The 16,185-nt window shown below is 35.0% G+C and carries 13 protein-coding genes; 6 read left to right on the forward strand and 7 right to left on the reverse strand.

Features of this window, described 5'->3' with window-relative positions:
• Positions 1-294 precede the first annotated feature (294 nt).
• Positions 295-2,625 carry a TonB-dependent hemoglobin/transferrin/lactoferrin family receptor gene (locus J3U16_RS10045; protein ID WP_267342982.1) on the reverse strand — a complete coding sequence of 777 codons (2,331 nt, stop codon included), beginning with the start codon at positions 2,623-2,625 and terminating at the stop codon, positions 295-297.
• Between the two features lie 366 nt (positions 2,626-2,991).
• Here J3U16_RS10045 and J3U16_RS10050 point away from each other — a divergent pair, with 366 nt between their 5' ends.
• Positions 2,992-3,438, forward strand: coding sequence for a LexA family protein (locus J3U16_RS10050; protein WP_220226022.1), 447 nt, complete (start codon positions 2,992-2,994; stop codon positions 3,436-3,438).
• Positions 3,435-4,694 carry a Y-family DNA polymerase gene (locus tag J3U16_RS10055; protein ID WP_267337567.1) on the forward strand — a complete coding sequence of 420 codons (1,260 nt, stop codon included), beginning with the start codon at positions 3,435-3,437 and terminating at the stop codon, positions 4,692-4,694. The genes J3U16_RS10050 and J3U16_RS10055 overlap by 4 nt, the downstream gene beginning before the upstream one ends.
• A gap of 111 nt (positions 4,695-4,805) precedes the next feature.
• Here J3U16_RS10055 and J3U16_RS10060 read toward each other — a convergent pair whose 3' ends face one another.
• The 3 genes from J3U16_RS10060 to J3U16_RS10070 are packed head-to-tail and all read right to left on the reverse strand — an operon-like array spanning position 4,806 to position 9,827.
• Positions 4,806-5,936 (reverse strand): ABC transporter permease, encoded by a 1,131-nt coding sequence (locus tag J3U16_RS10060; RefSeq protein WP_065562073.1) that lies wholly within the window; start codon positions 5,934-5,936, stop codon positions 4,806-4,808.
• Between the two features lie 5 nt (positions 5,937-5,941).
• Positions 5,942-8,740 carry a ribosome-associated ATPase/putative transporter RbbA gene (gene rbbA / locus J3U16_RS10065; RefSeq protein WP_141677466.1) on the reverse strand — a complete coding sequence of 933 codons (2,799 nt, stop codon included), beginning with the start codon at positions 8,738-8,740 and terminating at the stop codon, positions 5,942-5,944.
• A gap of 13 nt (positions 8,741-8,753) precedes the next feature.
• Positions 8,754-9,827 (reverse strand): HlyD family secretion protein, encoded by a 1,074-nt coding sequence (locus tag J3U16_RS10070; protein WP_267331058.1) that lies wholly within the window; start codon positions 9,825-9,827, stop codon positions 8,754-8,756.
• A 523-nt stretch (positions 9,828-10,350) separates the two neighbouring features.
• Here J3U16_RS10070 and argE point away from each other — a divergent pair.
• The gene (gene argE / locus J3U16_RS10075; RefSeq protein ID WP_267342983.1) at positions 10,351-11,508 is read left to right on the forward strand and encodes an acetylornithine deacetylase; all 1,158 of its coding nucleotides are present in this window, start codon (positions 10,351-10,353) and stop codon (positions 11,506-11,508) included.
• A gap of 45 nt (positions 11,509-11,553) precedes the next feature.
• Here argE and J3U16_RS10080 read toward each other — a convergent pair whose 3' ends face one another.
• Complete coding sequence (locus tag J3U16_RS10080) at positions 11,554-11,901, reverse strand: winged helix-turn-helix transcriptional regulator (protein ID WP_065734086.1); 348 nt, start codon at positions 11,899-11,901, stop codon at positions 11,554-11,556.
• A gap of 107 nt (positions 11,902-12,008) precedes the next feature.
• On the opposite strand from J3U16_RS10080, the gene J3U16_RS10085 reads away from it, so the two are divergent.
• Positions 12,009-12,569: an NAD(P)H-dependent oxidoreductase gene (locus J3U16_RS10085; RefSeq protein WP_267337574.1), complete on the forward strand. Its 561-nt coding sequence runs from the start codon at positions 12,009-12,011 to the stop codon at positions 12,567-12,569.
• Positions 12,570-13,225: 656 nt separating this feature from the next.
• On the opposite strand, the gene rnz is transcribed toward J3U16_RS10085, so the two are convergent.
• Both rnz and J3U16_RS10095 read right to left on the reverse strand, forming a co-directional pair.
• Positions 13,226-14,143 (reverse strand): ribonuclease Z, encoded by a 918-nt coding sequence (gene rnz / locus J3U16_RS10090; protein ID WP_267331056.1) that lies wholly within the window; start codon positions 14,141-14,143, stop codon positions 13,226-13,228.
• A gap of 6 nt (positions 14,144-14,149) precedes the next feature.
• On the reverse strand, positions 14,150-14,377 hold the full coding sequence (locus tag J3U16_RS10095; RefSeq protein ID WP_065562077.1) for a YccJ family protein: 228 nt from the start codon (positions 14,375-14,377) through the stop codon (positions 14,150-14,152).
• A 76-nt stretch (positions 14,378-14,453) separates the two neighbouring features.
• Here J3U16_RS10095 and yaaA point away from each other — a divergent pair, with 76 nt between their 5' ends.
• Together yaaA and J3U16_RS10105 are read left to right on the forward strand one after the other, a co-directional pair.
• Positions 14,454-15,221: a peroxide stress protein YaaA gene (gene yaaA, locus J3U16_RS10100; RefSeq protein ID WP_267331055.1), complete on the forward strand. Its 768-nt coding sequence runs from the start codon at positions 14,454-14,456 to the stop codon at positions 15,219-15,221.
• Between the two features lie 7 nt (positions 15,222-15,228).
• Positions 15,229-16,182, forward strand: a complete 954-nt coding sequence (locus J3U16_RS10105; RefSeq protein WP_065562079.1) for an AEC family transporter — start codon at positions 15,229-15,231, stop codon at positions 16,180-16,182.
• Positions 16,183-16,185: the final 3 nt, after the last annotated feature.

Consider the following 16,185-nt stretch of genomic DNA (forward strand, 5'->3'; position numbering starts at 1 on the left):
AAAAAAATGACAAGTAATTTCAATATCGAAAATTATTTAATTTGAGATATGTATGAAGCTAATATAATTCATATATCAATCAGCACTCACACCCCTCTTTTAATCGTTTAATGCAGATTCAATCGGATGTGGCGGATCATATTAGATCTTTTTGAAATGCTTATTATGTGTTTAACAACTCAGTGATTTTTATTGATGCCTTATTTATATAAGGCATCAATACTATTTTTTTAATAGTTTAACCTGCAAGACTTTTTAACTGTTTAAACTTATCAACTTAACGCTAGATAAGTATTAAAATTTATATGAAAAACTTGCTTTAAAGTTGCGTGCTAAACCATAAGTATTTTCACCTAAATATAGTCGATAATCTTTGTTAAAGATATTATCAACGGCCAGTTTAACTTCAGCTTTTGGCAAAAATGTTGGCTGCCAGGTTGCAAATAAATTATGTAATGAATAACCTGATGAACGACCTAAACCATACGCGCCAAGATCAGCAAGTCCATCATGATTTCTATCTTCTGACCCTGTTCGATCTTGTTTTCTGACAAATTGAGCATTCCAACCTGCTCTTAAATTCCATTGAGGAATTTTAAAACCGGTAGTTAAAGTTGCTGTACGAGGTGAAATTGTCGCAACATAAGTTTTGTTATGCATCCATGGAGCTTGTGGCGCGGTGTCTCGCTCTCCTTTTTGAATTGAGTACGTTGCACTGGCAAACCAATATTTACTATCATAAAAGGTTTCTAGTTCAAATCCTTTTACCACTAACTTACCGGGCAGATTTCGATAATTAGATTGGCCAACCGGACACAATTTACCCGGTCCACAAATAGAGCCATTAAAACCACGAGTAACAAAAATTTCGTTAGTAACACGCTGTCTAAATAATGTGCTTCGAACTTGTAATTTATCATCATTTAACATTAGATTATTGAAATCGAGGATATTTCCCAATCGGATTGATAAATCACGCTCTTTTTTCAAATTGCGACTGGTTGCAGAGATTTTACCACTACCGCCATTTTTAGGGGTGAATTGAACCTCATAAGTTTCATCAACAGTCGGCGCTTGCCATGCATAACTGATATCACCAAAAAACCCGATATTTTCTGTCGCTTGCCAATATGAACCGAGTCTTGGCGTCCAACCAGTATAGGTAACAGGCGCATAATTGTGTCCATAACGCGGATCGGGATCATTATAAGCTGATGCATAATTTTTCTTACCATGATTACGAACATAATCGTATCGAAGGCTTGGCGTTAAGACAAAATTGCTAATCGATAATTCATCTTGTAGATAAAAACTATAAGTTTGTTGTTTTCCCGAAGGCATATAAGCAGGTTGGAAATAACCATGATTATAATTTGGTTTTTTCTCGTAATTTTTGTAATACATCAAGGTATCACGATCATGCAAATGCACTTGCGCACCAATTTTTAGAAGATTATCAATTGGTCCTGTAGTAAAAATACTGTTATTTTCAAGCTCAACAGTTTTATCAGTGTAACTGACCCAACTCTCATTGCCCATGGTACCTAAAGAAGCAACCGGATTATATTTGGCCGGCCTCATATCATGTTGCTTTGTTTTTGAATATGTGGTGCGTAAGGTAAAATCGACTAATGGATTATAAGTTGGTTGATAGTTCCATTTAAATTGTGCTGATTCATCTGTTTGATCACGTTTGACTAATTTTCGTAACCAAGCTGCTCTATATCCATATTTTTTAATTTGGGCAGCAGTTGGTGGCGTCATCTTTTCAACATATTTTGCTGCCCATGGTTGCCATGAATCTCGTTTTGATCGGATACCGGATATCGTGAACGTATGCTCTTCATTGGGTCTAAAATTTAATTTCCCCATATAAGTGTCCATATCATCTTCTGAGAATTCAAATCGAGAACCATCCGGTCTTTTAAAATTGCCACTATCGCGGTTAGTGTAGTAAAACAGCCCATCAAACATATCATCTTTTGTTCTACCATAAACAGCACTTGTTACCATATTTTGATGATTATTTGAATGGAAACTATATTTAACCAAAGCGCCAACATATTTATCAGGATCGAGTAAATCAATCGCATCTTTAGTTTCCATTGTTACTACCCCACCAAAGCCACCATTACCAAATTTGACATCATGCGGGCCTTTATTCACTTCCACCCGTTTAAGTAATTCCGGCTCAACAAAAACCGAACCTTGTTGGTATTTTTGGAAACCTTTTTGCGCACCATCAACAATGATTTTTACATCTTCTACTTTACCAAATCCCCAAATATTTAATGTCTGTCCACCCGGTCTAACCGAACCGGCGGCGCTCACGCCTGGTAATGTATTGAGTAATTCGGCTACATTATCCGCTTGCTTTTGTTCTATCAAACCGGATGTAAGTGTTGATCGTCCGGCAATAACACTATTAATTTTTTTCAATTGATCTTGTGATCTTGCTATAACGGTAATCACATCATCAATATCTTCACTACTTACGTTATCTTTATTTCTTTTTATTTGTGATTCTTGTTCATCTTCTGGTGAAGTATTCTCGCCACTTGAAGGTTCCGCTTGAAGAGAAAAACTCATACAGAGCAATAATATACTTATTTTTTTATATCCCATACCTAGTTCCTTTTAAAAAGCATAGTTATTAAATAAACACGACTAAATTAATATTACCCACATAAATAGTAATGATAATCATTATCATGTAAGGGTTAGGAAGTATAGTTTTTTTGGGTATAAATAAATAGCAAAATTTGAATTTAATTTATCTCTCGATAAATTGAAAAGTAAGCACCTAAGTCGTTTAGCTAGCAACTTTAGTTGTAAAACAACAGATTATCTTTTTTTAGTAATCTATTTTTAATTTTTTACACTCGTTTTTATTGAATTAAGTATTTTATACTGTATATTTATACATATATCTTTTTTTTATGCGAATAGATCTCCGCTATTCGTTTTTTATTGTTTTTTAGGAGTGTTTTCTTGAATAAATATTGTGTTGTTCTTGGGCAAGCTAATAGCTCTCTTGCGACTTATTTGCCTTTAGTTGATACGCCAGTAAGAGCCGGATTTCCCTCACCTGCTGATGATTATTTAGAAACAAAACTAGATTTAACTAGCCATTTAGTTAAGCACCCTAGTGCGACTTATTATATTAAAGCGATTGGTGACTCAATGATTGATTACGGTATTTACAGTGGTGATCTGCTTGTTGTTGACCGATCTTTAGAACCGAAAATAGATGATATTGTTGTCGCAGCTGTTGACGGTGAACTAACTTGTAAGTGTTTAAGTTTTATTAATGGCGAACATCATTTAGTATCAGGCAATAGACTTTATCCACCTATTTCACTAGCAGGGAAAGAAGTCCATATTTGGGGAGTCGTAATACATACGATTCACTCCCTACGAAAGCGAGGACATTCATGATTGGGCTAATTGATTGTAATAATTTTTATGCATCATGTGAACGAGTCTTTAATCCCAAATTAGAAGGAAAACCTATTGGTATCTTATCTAATAATGATGGTTGCGTAATCGCCCGTTCTAATGAATTAAAACCCTTAGTACCAATGGGAATGCCTGCCTACAAAATTGAACCCAAAATTAGAAAAAAAATTAAATTATTGAGTTCTAATTATGAACTTTATGGCGATATGAGTCAGCGGGTATTTGATACCGTTCGTCATTATACTGCAGATATTGAACCTTACTCTATCGATGAAGCATTCATCCATTTAAATGGATTTAACAATGTGTTAACTCATTGTCAAAATTTAAAAACAATAGTAAAGCGTGATACAGGTATCCCGGTGAGTATTGGTATTGCACCAACTCGAACGTTAGCAAAATTAGCTAATCATATCGCCAAAAAACAGCCTATTCATCAAGGTGTTTATTGTTTACCGACTAATCAAGAAGCGATAAAGACGATATTAAAGCAATTCTCAATTGAAGATATATGGGGCGTTGGTTGGCGAATTGCTCAACGGTTAAAAGTATTAGATATTCATACCGCTTGGGACTTACATCAAGCTAATTTGAAACAAATTAGACAGTTATTTTCTGTTGTCCTTGAACGTACAGTACTTGAACTACGTGGTATTAACTGCATTGAATTAGATGATTTATCTACACCTAAAAAAAATATTATGACATCGCGTAGCTTTGGTCATTTAACGAGTGATCTATTTGATATACAAGAAGCAATTCGAGTACATGCAAGCCGTGGTGCAGAAAAACTAAGAAAGCAAAAATCAGTTGCTAGTGCAGTACTGGTCTTTTTAAAGACTAATCGATTTCGGCCAGAATTACCTCAATATAATCCATCAATTGTTGTTCCATTATTGTCAACAACTGATGATTCGAGATTAATCATTCATGCCGCTCAAAAAGGATTACAATCCATTTATAAAAAAGGCTTTTTATTTATGAAATCAGGTGTGATGCTACTTGATCTAAAAGCTAAAGATGATTATTGCCAATCCGATTTATTTATTCCTGACATATCAGAAACGCAAAAAAGTGAACAGCTAATGAAAACAATGGATTACATTAATCAAAAGATGGGAAAAAATACTATTCACTTAGGCGGTATAAGACAAACCGCAGCTTGGCAAATCAAGCGAGATATGCTTAGCCAGCGGTATACAACGCGTTGGGAAGAGTTACCTTTTGCTAAATAGATAATTAATAATAATTTAAACAATGGATATATTTGATCATTTCAAACAAGTATATCCATATTTTTAAGTGCTGAACAAAACCGATTGAATCTTATGTTCAGCACGTTTATTCTAAGAACCCATATTAACAATTGAACTACGAAAGCGTTTAAGCGCAATAAGAAAGAACACACTACCAATAGCTAATAACCAAGCATAAGATGTCCAAACAACACTAAAGCCAGCTCCTCGATACAAAATTGCTTGCCCTAATTCAACAAAATGCGTTGTTGGTGCAAACAGCATGATATTTTGGACCACCTCAGGCATACTTTCACGTGGTGTACTACCACCAGAAAGCATCTGTAAAGGTAGAAGGATCAAAATAAATAACATGGCAAATTGTGCTGTTGATTTAGCGACAGTAGCCATAAAAATACCAAGTGACGTTGTCACGAATAAATGTAGAGCAGCCCCAATTAAAAACAAGGTAATCGAGCCTTCAATTGGAACATTTAGCCAACCATGAACAACAACTAAGAGTGCCCCCCATGTTGAAACAAGCACGACAAGCCCCATCGACCAAACTTTTGATATCATGATTTGAAGTGGTGTAACTGGCATTGAAAGCAAGTGATCGATAGTACCATGTTCACGCTCCTTCATTAAAGCTGCGCCAGTTAAAATAATCGACAACGTGGTCACAATATTGATGATTTCCATAACGGAACCAAACCAAGAACGGGTCAAGTTTGGATTAAATGCAGCATGAACTTCAATATTCACCGGCAAACTGGTGGGTTTATCGATTTGATTGAAATATTTTGTTATTTCGTTGGTCACAATTTGGGTAATATAACCATTCCCAACAAAAGCCTGCCCCATTCGTGTTGCATCAATATTAAGTTGAATTTCTGGACTTTGATTATTTAACACATCACGTTGAAAGTTAGGCGGAATATTCAATGCAAAAGTATAACTATCGGTATCCATACCTCGATCAACTTCATCCATAGAGTTTAGTTTTACCGGTTGGTTAAACATGGGTGGATAAAACGCCGCAATAATTTGTCTGGATAATGGCGAATCATCTTCATCAACTACCGCAATCGACGCATGATGAAGCGAGTCTGAAGTTGCTGTTGCTGCAGTATAGATATCAAGCGTAAAACAGTAGGCAATTAACAGCAACATAATTGGATCACGAATCAATCCCCATAACTCTTTAATGCCTAAGCGATAAATATTAATAAAACTTTGCATAATATCTATCCTTCTTGTTTCTTGAGGAGGAATATACTTGCACCAAGTATAATCGGTATGGTGATCAGCAAGGCAAATATTGAGTTATGTAAATCAAAAAATCCTAATGCCTTATTAAATACTCCTCGAGCAATAATAAGCATATGGGTGGTTGGATAAACCTCACCAATATATCGTCCACTACCTTCTAAAGATGCAACCGGATTAAGCAAACCAGAAAATTGTATCGCTGGTAACATGGTACCAACACAGGTTAAAAAGATAACCGCAATTTGACTGCGTGTTACTGTCGAAGCAAGTAATCCAAAGCCTGTTGCAATAATACAATAAGCTAATCCAGCCAAACACAAAGTTAACAAGCTGCCTTTAATTGGTACGCCAAATATTGTCACCGCCATAAGCAGCAATAATAAAAAGCTAAGCATCGAAATCACAATATATGGAACCTGCTTACCTAATAAAAATTCAGTTTTGGTAACAGGCGTAACATATAAGTTAATTATCGACCCCATCTCTTTTTCACGCACTACGGATAGTGCAGCTAACATCGATGGAATCATTAATAATAAAATAGGAATAACCGCCGGTACCATAGCTTGTAAACTTTTGATATCGGGATTATAACGATATCGAGTTTCGATATTTGCCAATGAACTTGATGTTGTTCCGGTAGTCATTTTAATTTTGTCACTTAACCAAGCAAGATGCATTCCTTGTACATATCCTTTAATCGTATCGGCACGCAAAGGCATTGCACCATCAATCCATATTCCAATACTAACCGGATCACCACGTTGAATATCTCGACCAAAATTTGGTGGAATCTCAATAGCTAATGCTATCTCATTACTTCTCATCCTATGATCCATATCATCATAATCAAGGATTGGAGGTTTCTCGATAAAATAGCGCTTAGATCCAGAAAGATTGGTAATATAATTTTGACTGGTAATAGTTTGATCACGATCTAACACCGCAAAATTTAAATCTTCTACATCCATGGTGATACCATAGCCCATTACCAACATTAAGATAGCTGAACCTAAAAGTGCTAACAAAGCTCGCAATGGATCGCGCGATAGCTCTAAAGTTTCACGCCACATACACCCAATCATCCGAGTTAAGCTAAATCCCTGTAGGTGAGCATCTTGCGTTGTATTAGCTTGTTTATTGGTTAAAGTTTTAGGCTCTTCACTTGCCTTTTCATCACTATGGGTATCATCTGCACCAGCATCAACTAAATAACGAATAAAAGCTTCTTCCAGTGTTTTAGCATTTTTGGAATGGATGATATTATCAGGAGTATCACTGGCTAATACTTTACCAGCATGCATGAGTGAAATCCTATCACAGCGTGCCGCCTCATTCATAAAATGGGTAGTAATAAATACTGTAACTTTATCTTTTCGGGAAAGTTCGATAATTAAACGCCAAAAGTCATCCCGAGCAATGGGATCAACCCCGGAAGTCGGTTCATCTAGGATAAGAATCTCAGGATTATGAACCACCGCAACAGATAAAGAAAGTCTTTGCTTAACCCCTAACGGTAGACTATCTGGTAAACTTTTTAATTCATTTTCCAAGCCAAAACGCTTAACTAACTCCTCAACTCTTGCAGGAATTTTGCTTTCTTCAATACCAAATAGACGGGCATGTAAAACTAAGTTTTGTTCAACCGTTAATTCACTGTAAAGCGAAAAAGCCTGAGACATATAACCTAAATGACGTCTAACATTAATATCACTTGCATCAACCGGTTTACCAAATAACCAAGCTTCACCTGAGGATATTGGTAATAACCCTGTTAACATCTTCATCGTTGTGGATTTACCGCAACCATTAGATCCTAAAAAACCAAATATTTCGCCTTGTTTGATTGAAAAGTTAACATGGTCAACCGCAACAAAATCACCAAATTGCTTGGTTAAACCTTTTGCCTCAATCGCCACTTGTAAATCTTTATTTAAATCTAATGGGGGAATTTCAACCGATTCATAACCTTCTCTAGCATCTTCTGGCATCAATTGAATAAAGGCATCATCTAAATTATCTTTACCTGTTTTAGCTAATAAAGCTTGAGGCGTGCCTGTTTCAAGAATCTTACCGCCATACATTGCAACCAGCCAATCAAAGTTTTGCGCTTCATCCATATAAGCTGTTGCAACAATCACGCTCATTTGTGGTCGTTGTTCACGAATTTTATTGATTAATTGCCAGAATTGCGCGCGAGAAAGAGGATCGACCCCTGTTGTTGGTTCATCAAGAATAAGTAAATCAGGATCATGAATCAAGGCAGAACATAAGCTGACTTTTTGTTTCATCCCTCCAGAAAGGCGACCAGCGGGTCTAGATAAAAAAGGATACAACCCAGTGCTTTTAGTTAACTCATCAATACGACGTCGCCTTTCAGCAGCATCGTTACCAAATAAACGAGCAAAAAATTGCAAATTTTCTTCGACTGAAAGTGTAGGATAAAGGTTTTTCCCTAACCCTTGTGGCATATAAGCAATACGGGTACAGACGTTTTTACGATGGGATTTATCTTTCATGTCACCATCTAAAACGTAAACTAATCCCTCTTGAATGACATGTGCGCCCGCTATTAATGATAATAAGCTAGATTTACCAACACCATCAGGACCAATTAGTCCCACCATACATCTAGGCGGGATGGCAATACTAACATCATTAAGCGCACACGTTTTTTTATAATGTAACGATACATTACTTACATTTACAACAGCATCATCAATGGCCTTACCTTCAGCAAGTAACGTCAAATCCTTTTTATTTGACTCTGACATATGCTATCTCCAATTATTTAGTTTGGCATTTTGCAACATCAGATAAACCTGAAGGCCACTCCGTATTAGGATCTAGTCTTACCCAAGCCACACCAGGAAGGCCGGTTTTAACATGAGTTATATAGCATTTTAACAATTCTGGACTTAATTGTGCTTTCACTCTAAACATGAGTTTTTGACGTTCATCTTTAGTTTCAACAGTTTTAGGTGTAAATTGCGCAACGCTTGAGACAAATGAAATTTTGGCTGAAATTGCTTTATTGGGTAAAGCATCAAGAACCAATCTTACTTCGTCACCAATTCCGACTTTACCTGCAATTGTTTCTGGTAAAAAGAAAGTTAAATAAACATCTGAAAGATTAACCAGATTTAACACTTTACCGCCTGAAGGTAAAACCTCACCTGGTTGAGCAATGCGATATTGAATACGTCCATCAACAGGCGCAGTTAATGTACTGTCATCAATATCCGCTTGGATTTGATTAATATTAGCTTGCGCTACGTTTATAGCTGATTTAGCACTTTCTACTCCGGCTTGTGCAGCTTCAATGGCTGCATCGGCAGCGGTAACTTGTGATTTAGCAGAGTCTAATGCTGCTTTTGCACTATTTACTTTAGCGGTATCATCATCAAATTGTTGAACTGAAATTGCCCCTTTTTGATAAAGGGCTTTTGTTCGTTCTAAATGCTTATTGGCAATATCTAAATCACTTTCTCTTTGAGTAACGCCAGCTAAAGCCGCCACTTTATCACTCATTTTTAAGGCAACTTGAGCTCTAGATGTTGCTTCATTACTCAAGGCTTGTCGATATTGTGCTTGAGCTTCATTTAACTGAGCTTGTAATGTATCTGTTTGCATAACAACTAAAGGTTGACCCGCCTTAACAAAATCACCCTCATCAACATTAATTTTTTCAATTCTACCGGCTAACTTGGCTGAGATATTGATTTCAGTTGCTTCGATACGTCCATTACCGCTAGTAAAATCTGAACCATATCCATCAGGCTTAAATTGTTGCCATAAGATAAATCCAATAGCAACAACTACAACTGCGATAATAATCCATTTTTTATTTATTTGTTTCATGAATAACACCTATTCTAAAGTAACAATTTATAATAAATATTAACGAAAAATTTAAACGTTATAATCTATTTATTTTCAATTTACGCATAATAGCAAATGTTTTTTACAAATAGAATCGACTCTAAATGTAAACGCAGTAAATGCTAAAAATCAGTAAATTACTATTGGGAAAAGTTAGCATTAGAAAATCATCACCATAAATCTCTCTAATTCGATCTAAAAAAGTGTTATCACAACTAATAAATTCTTTTATAACGCATCAATATCGGTCTCAACTTTAAATGGAAAGTGATGTACATTCACTAATATGGCAACCTAAAATAATTTAATCTTCACTTCCTATTATTTTATAAGTGATTAATAATTAATTTTTTAATTCATGCTGATATAAAATAAGCTATCATGTAAACCATTTTGAATTATCGTATTTTGAATCTTAGTATTTTGCATTCTAGTATTAACGCAAAGCACATTGAACAAAGAATGATGAAAACTAAACGTTATTATTTAATAAGGTGAATTTATGGCAATCCCCTCTTTTTTGACAATTTATAATGAATTGATATCCACTCCAACTATTAGTAATGTCACCAACGAAAAATTGGATTATTCCAATAAACCTTTAATAGACAAATTAGCGACATGGTTTGCGGATTTAGGATTTATTGTTGATGTTCAAGCCGTCCCAAACACACGTCATAAATTCAATATGCTGGCAACTTATTCAAATAGTGAAAATAAAAGCCAAGGAGGCCTACTACTAAGTGGCCATACCGATACCGTTCCTTTTGATGATGGACAATGGAGCAAAGATCCATTTAAGTTAACGGAAGATAATAACAAGCTTTACGGATTAGGCACGGCTGATATGAAAGGATTTTTTGCTTTTATTCTAGATGCTTTGCGAGATATTGATCTAAAAAAACTCACCAAACCAATTTATGTACTAGCTACCGCAGATGAAGAAACCTCAATGGCTGGTGCATCATTTTTTGCCAAACAAACTCAATTAAAACCTGATTGCACCATAATTGGTGAGCCTACTTCACTAATTCCTATACGAGCACATAAAGGATTTATTTCTAATTCAATAAAGGTGATAGGAAAATCAGGTCACTCAAGCGATCCAGACAAAGGTATTAATGCTATAGAAATTATGCATTTAGTCATTGAACGTCTATTAATCCTTAAACAAAAATTCAAAGAACAATATCATAATGAAGGCTTTAGTGTCCCCTATCCAACCTTAAATTTAGGTGTGATTCATGGCGGTGATGCTGCAAACCGAATATGCGGATGTTGTGAATTAATTATTGATATAAGAGTATTGCCTGATAATGATGTTGACTCGATCTATAACGCATTATGTGAAACATTAAAACCCGTCATGGATAAATACCCTAATCGTATTTCATTAGAATATGAAGTATCACCCATTCCAGGATACGAATGTAAAAAAGATCACCCCGCATTGCAACACATTGAAAATTTAGTGGGTCATCAAGCACAAACTGTCAATTACAGTACTGAAGCGCCTTATTTAAATCAAATTGCGCCAACCATAGTTTTAGGTCCTGGCTCTATTGAACAAGCTCATCAACCAGACGAGTTTATTTCAATGGACTTTATAAAACCAACAAAATTAACGATAGAAAATTTGATCAAAGATTTCTGCCTCTAATCATATAAAAACGCCGACATCGTCGGCGAATAAAATTGCTTTAAATTAGGATAATTTGTCATCTTTATGGTTATTTCCCCATTGGCAAAGCATATCTAAAATCGGTACCAAAGATTTACCTCGGTCTAATAACCCATATTCCACTTTAGGGGGAATTTGCGGATATTCTTTTCTGAAAATCAATTTATCCCTTTCCATCTCTTTTAAAGTATTACTTAGCGTTTTAAATGAAATGTCATTAATACTTCGTTTAAGTTCATTAAATCGCATTGATGGTTGATTTTCGTTTAACCAATAAAGAATAACAATCTTGTACTTTCCTCGAATCATTGAGAGTGTGTAATTAAATCCACTATTCTCAAAATGATCTTCGGCACAATGATGATTTTCCATGTTTACACTCTCCCTAAAGATAGTACATAACTGTAATTACCGTACTTTAAAAATAATTGTATCAATACTATGATGACTCAATTATAAATAGATAAGAGATATTTACAATGAAACGGACTTTAGTGATTATTGCTCACCCAGATTTAGCTTCTTCAAATGTTAACCGATGCTGGTTTAATAAATTAAATCAATATCATGATCAAATAACCTTACATGATCTTTATTCACACTACCCCTCACGTAAAATAGATCCGAGTTTTGAGCAAAACTTAATTGAAAATCATCAAAACTTAGTTATTCAATTTCCAATATATTGGTTTAATTGCCCGCCATTATTAAAACAGTGGCTGGATGAGGTTATGACTTATGGTTGGGCATTTGGTTCTTCAGGAAACAAATTAAAAAATAAAAAAGTAGGATTAGCGGTTTCGGCGGGGATAAAGGAAGCTGATTACTGCGAATCTGGACATTATAAATATACGCTCGAGCAAATTCTAAAACCATTCGAATTAACAATGAATTATGTTCAAGCTGATTATCAGCCCATTTTTGCGATTTATGGCGCGAATAATGAGCCAGATTACCCAGATAAAATCACACAAAACGATATAGAAAAAAGTGCCGATAATTATGTAAATTGGATGAAAAAATTAGGGATATTAATTTAGAATTTATCACTAAACTTTCTTAATACACCTTATTAAGAAATATCCTTGCCTAAAAGATAATAAATATAGCGCATTTTATTCAAGATCTCCCAAGGAGATTTATTAATCTTATTCTGTATAGAAAAATAAGACGGTATAGACTCCTCAATATTATTTACAAAATCGAGGCTTTCGAAAATTCATTATCTTTTTAACATAGGATGTTAACTCATACAGAATCAGCTAACTGGCAAGATTGGCTCATCATACTATATTTGAAAAAAAACGACGGTATAGACTCCTCAATATTTTTTACAAAATCTTGGCTTTTTAAGATTAATTATTTTTTTACGAAGGAAGCTAACTCATACAAAATCAAATAACCGACAAAATTGGCTCATCATATTATATTTGAAAAAAAGTGACGGTATAGATTCCTCAATATTTTTTACAAGATCGTGGCTCTCGAAAATTAATTATCTTTTTAACAAAGGATGTTTACTCATACAGAATCAGCTAACCGACAAAATTGGCTCATCATACTATATTTGAAAAAAAGCAACGGTATAGACTCCTCAATATTTTTTACAAAATTGAGGCTTTTTAAGATGAATTATTTTTTACGAAGGAAGCTAACTTATACAAAATCAACTAGCCGACAAGATCGGCTCATTTTACTATACTTCAAAAGTAGCAAAGTCAGTTGCGATTTCAGTGGACGCAAAAATATTCCTAGCCTCACTGACTAATTTTGTTTTGTCATTCAAGCTATAGCGAGGACTAATATGCGTAATAATAAGGCGCCTTGCATCAGCTTGTTTGGCAATAGTTGCCGCGTGTACAGTTGTGGAATGTCCTCGTTCAAGCGCCTTTTCTTCAAGAGCTTGCTCTTGGGTTGCTTCATGGATTAACAAATCGACATCCTGAGCTAAATCAATTGAAGCCTGACAAGGAATGGTATCGCCTAAAATGGCAATTTTTTTACCTTTTCTAATGGTTTCTAGATAGTCCTTACCATGAATAATCCTACCATCTTCTAACGTAACGGTTCGACCTTCTTTTAAATCACGATAAAAAGAACCAATGTGAATGTTATCCTTTTTTAACTTATCAATGTCCAATGACGCTGGCAGATCTTTTTCAATAATCCGATACCCAAAACACGGAACACGATGCGCTAATAATTTGGCTTCAACGCGAAACTTATTATCCTCAAAAACCAAACCATCTTGCTCAAGTTCAATAATATTTAAAGGATAAGTCAGCCAAGAATAACTAATATCAATAACAGTTTGAATAAATTGCTTAATGCCTTTTGGACCAACTAAGGTCAATGGCGATTGGTTTTGCATCAAAGAACGAGTTGTTAACACGCCAGGTAAACCAAACAGATGATCACCATGTAAATGTGTCAAAAAAATCATCTCTAATTTAGCCAGACTAAATTTGGCCTTTTGCATTTGCATTTGAGTCGCTTCACCGCAATCAAAAAGCCATAAACGCCCTCTTTCCTGCCGGAGATCAAGCATAATACTGCTAACATTGCGTTCAGCTGTTGGTGACCCAGCACTCGTTCCTAAAAAAGTTAATTTCATAAAAGATTAAACGTTTTTGCGCTCAATGGTTTGTTCACCCCAGAAGAGTTTGTCTGCTTTAGTTTTGGAAAAAGCGAGTTTTAAGACTTCATCGCTACCTTCTTCCCAAATTTGCTCAGCGAGTTTTTCATCATTTTTAGCTAATTCAAAAATAGCTTCAGCTATCTCAATAGAAGTTTCACGAATGCTGGCCCAAGATCGAATTTCATGTATTTCTTTTTTGGTACTATTCATATTTGTTCTCCTTATTTGCTAAGATTAGATGTAAAATAAACCCAATTGGTACAAAACACAATAGGTGGTATTTTTTATGCTAACAATTATTTCTCCATCCAAAACGCTTGATTATCAAACGCCTTTAATTACCAAACAACATAGCTTACCCGAATTTTTAGAATCAACTAAACAACTTATTGATATTTGTAAAAAACTTAGCAGTGATGACTTGGCTAAATTAATGTCGATCAGCCCAAAACTTGCCACTACCAATTATGAACGTTTTCAAAACTGGCATACTGACTTCAATTTTGATAATGCAAGGCAAGCTATTCTGGCTTTTAAAGGTGATGTTTATGAGGGTTTGCATGTAGAAGATTTTAATGATGCCGATCTAAAATTTGCACAATCTCATTTACGCATTTTATCAGGATTATATGGCTTATTACGACCACTTGATTTAATTCAACCCTACCGTCTAGAAATGGGTATTCGCCTTAAAAATGGTAATAATACTAATCTATATCAATTTTGGGGTGATAAGTTAACAGAGTGTTTAAATCACGAGTTGGCAAAATCAACCAATCCAACGTTAATTAATTTAGCTTCTAATGAATATTTCAAAGCAATTAAACAACTCAAAGCGAAGGTTATTCAACCCATCTTTTTAGATAAAAGTAAAAATGATTATAAAGTGATCAGCTTTTATGCTAAAAAAGCACGAGGTTTAATGAGTCGATTTATTATAAAAAATAGCATTAATAACAGTGACGATATTAAAAGTTTTAATTTAGAAGGCTACCAATTTGATTCAACACGCTCAACTGAATTAGAATGGTACTTCACCCGAAATCACGCATAAAAGTAACATGGAATTTCTAATCACATTATGGCAACAGTTTTTAACTACATTGCCTCTGTTCGTTTTGATTTTATTAGGCTACATAGCAGTTAGAGCGGGGCGTTGGCAAAAAACGGTGACCGATAGTGTTACCAAATTTACGTTTTATATTGCCTTCCCAATTATGTTATTTCAGATTATGAGCCATTTTTCAGAGCATTCTGAAATTGATGCCAATCTTTTGTTGGTCTTTTTTGGTGGCTCATTTATTGTGTTTGCATTGGGCTGTTTTATTGCGGTTAAATTTTTCAAACTCAATGGCTCGCAAAGTACCATGTTTGCAATGGGTGGAATTTATACCAATACTGTGTTTGTGGGCATACCAATTATCAAAATGTTATTAGGCGAAAAAGCCATTCCGATTGTTGCCATTATTGTGATTTTTAATGCGTTAATTTTGTGGACATTAGCCACGGTATCCATCGAATTTGTCCAGATGGGAAAATTATCGACTAAAGGATTTATAAAAGCATTTAAAAATGTAGCAAAAAATCCGATTATTATTGGTATTTTTGCAGGAATAGTTGTCAATTATGTACACATTCCACTACCTTTCTTCATCAATCAAGCGACGAAGATGGTAAGCGATATGACAGCGCCTCTCTCATTAATCGTTTTAGGAATGGGGCTTGCTGAATATAAGATCCGCGATGATTTACCGATCACCATAGCCATTTGTGTTTTAAAACTATTTATCTTACCGATTGTGACCTATATTTTAGCGATAATAGTCGGATTACCACTTTTAGAACTGCAAGTTATTGTATTACTAAGTTCGGTATCAATTGCGATAAATTGTTATATGATGGCAAGACAGTTTGAGGTATTGCAAGGTCCTATTGCTTCAAGTTTATTGATATCAACGGCATTATCATCCGTGACAACACCGCTAATTCTATCAATAATGTTACAGTTTGCTTAGAAA

Origin of the sequence: Gilliamella sp. B3023 (assembly GCF_026536845.1) — a bacterium.
GTDB classification, from domain to species: Bacteria; Pseudomonadota; Gammaproteobacteria; order Enterobacterales; family Orbaceae; genus Gilliamella; species Gilliamella apicola_E.

Coding starts and splice junctions, on each gene's coding strand:
- J3U16_RS10080 (WP_065734086.1), bottom strand. CDS start 11,901: ATGGAAAATCATCATTGTGCCGAAGATCATTTTGAGAATAGTGGATTT.
- J3U16_RS10045 (WP_267342982.1), bottom strand. CDS start 2,625: ATGGGATATAAAAAAATAAGTATATTATTGCTCTGTATGAGTTTTTCT.
- J3U16_RS10095 (WP_065562077.1), bottom strand. CDS start 14,377: ATGAATAGTACCAAAAAAGAAATACATGAAATTCGATCTTGGGCCAGC.
- yaaA (WP_267331055.1), top strand. CDS start 14,454: ATGCTAACAATTATTTCTCCATCCAAAACGCTTGATTATCAAACGCCT.
- rnz (WP_267331056.1), bottom strand. CDS start 14,143: ATGAAATTAACTTTTTTAGGAACGAGTGCTGGGTCACCAACAGCTGAA.
- J3U16_RS10105 (WP_065562079.1), top strand. CDS start 15,229: ATGGAATTTCTAATCACATTATGGCAACAGTTTTTAACTACATTGCCT.
- J3U16_RS10085 (WP_267337574.1), top strand. CDS start 12,009: ATGAAACGGACTTTAGTGATTATTGCTCACCCAGATTTAGCTTCTTCA.
- J3U16_RS10060 (WP_065562073.1), bottom strand. CDS start 5,936: ATGCAAAGTTTTATTAATATTTATCGCTTAGGCATTAAAGAGTTATGG.
- J3U16_RS10055 (WP_267337567.1), top strand. CDS start 3,435: ATGATTGGGCTAATTGATTGTAATAATTTTTATGCATCATGTGAACGA.
- argE (WP_267342983.1), top strand. CDS start 10,351: ATGGCAATCCCCTCTTTTTTGACAATTTATAATGAATTGATATCCACT.
- J3U16_RS10070 (WP_267331058.1), bottom strand. CDS start 9,827: ATGAAACAAATAAATAAAAAATGGATTATTATCGCAGTTGTAGTTGTT.
- rbbA (WP_141677466.1), bottom strand. CDS start 8,740: ATGTCAGAGTCAAATAAAAAGGATTTGACGTTACTTGCTGAAGGTAAG.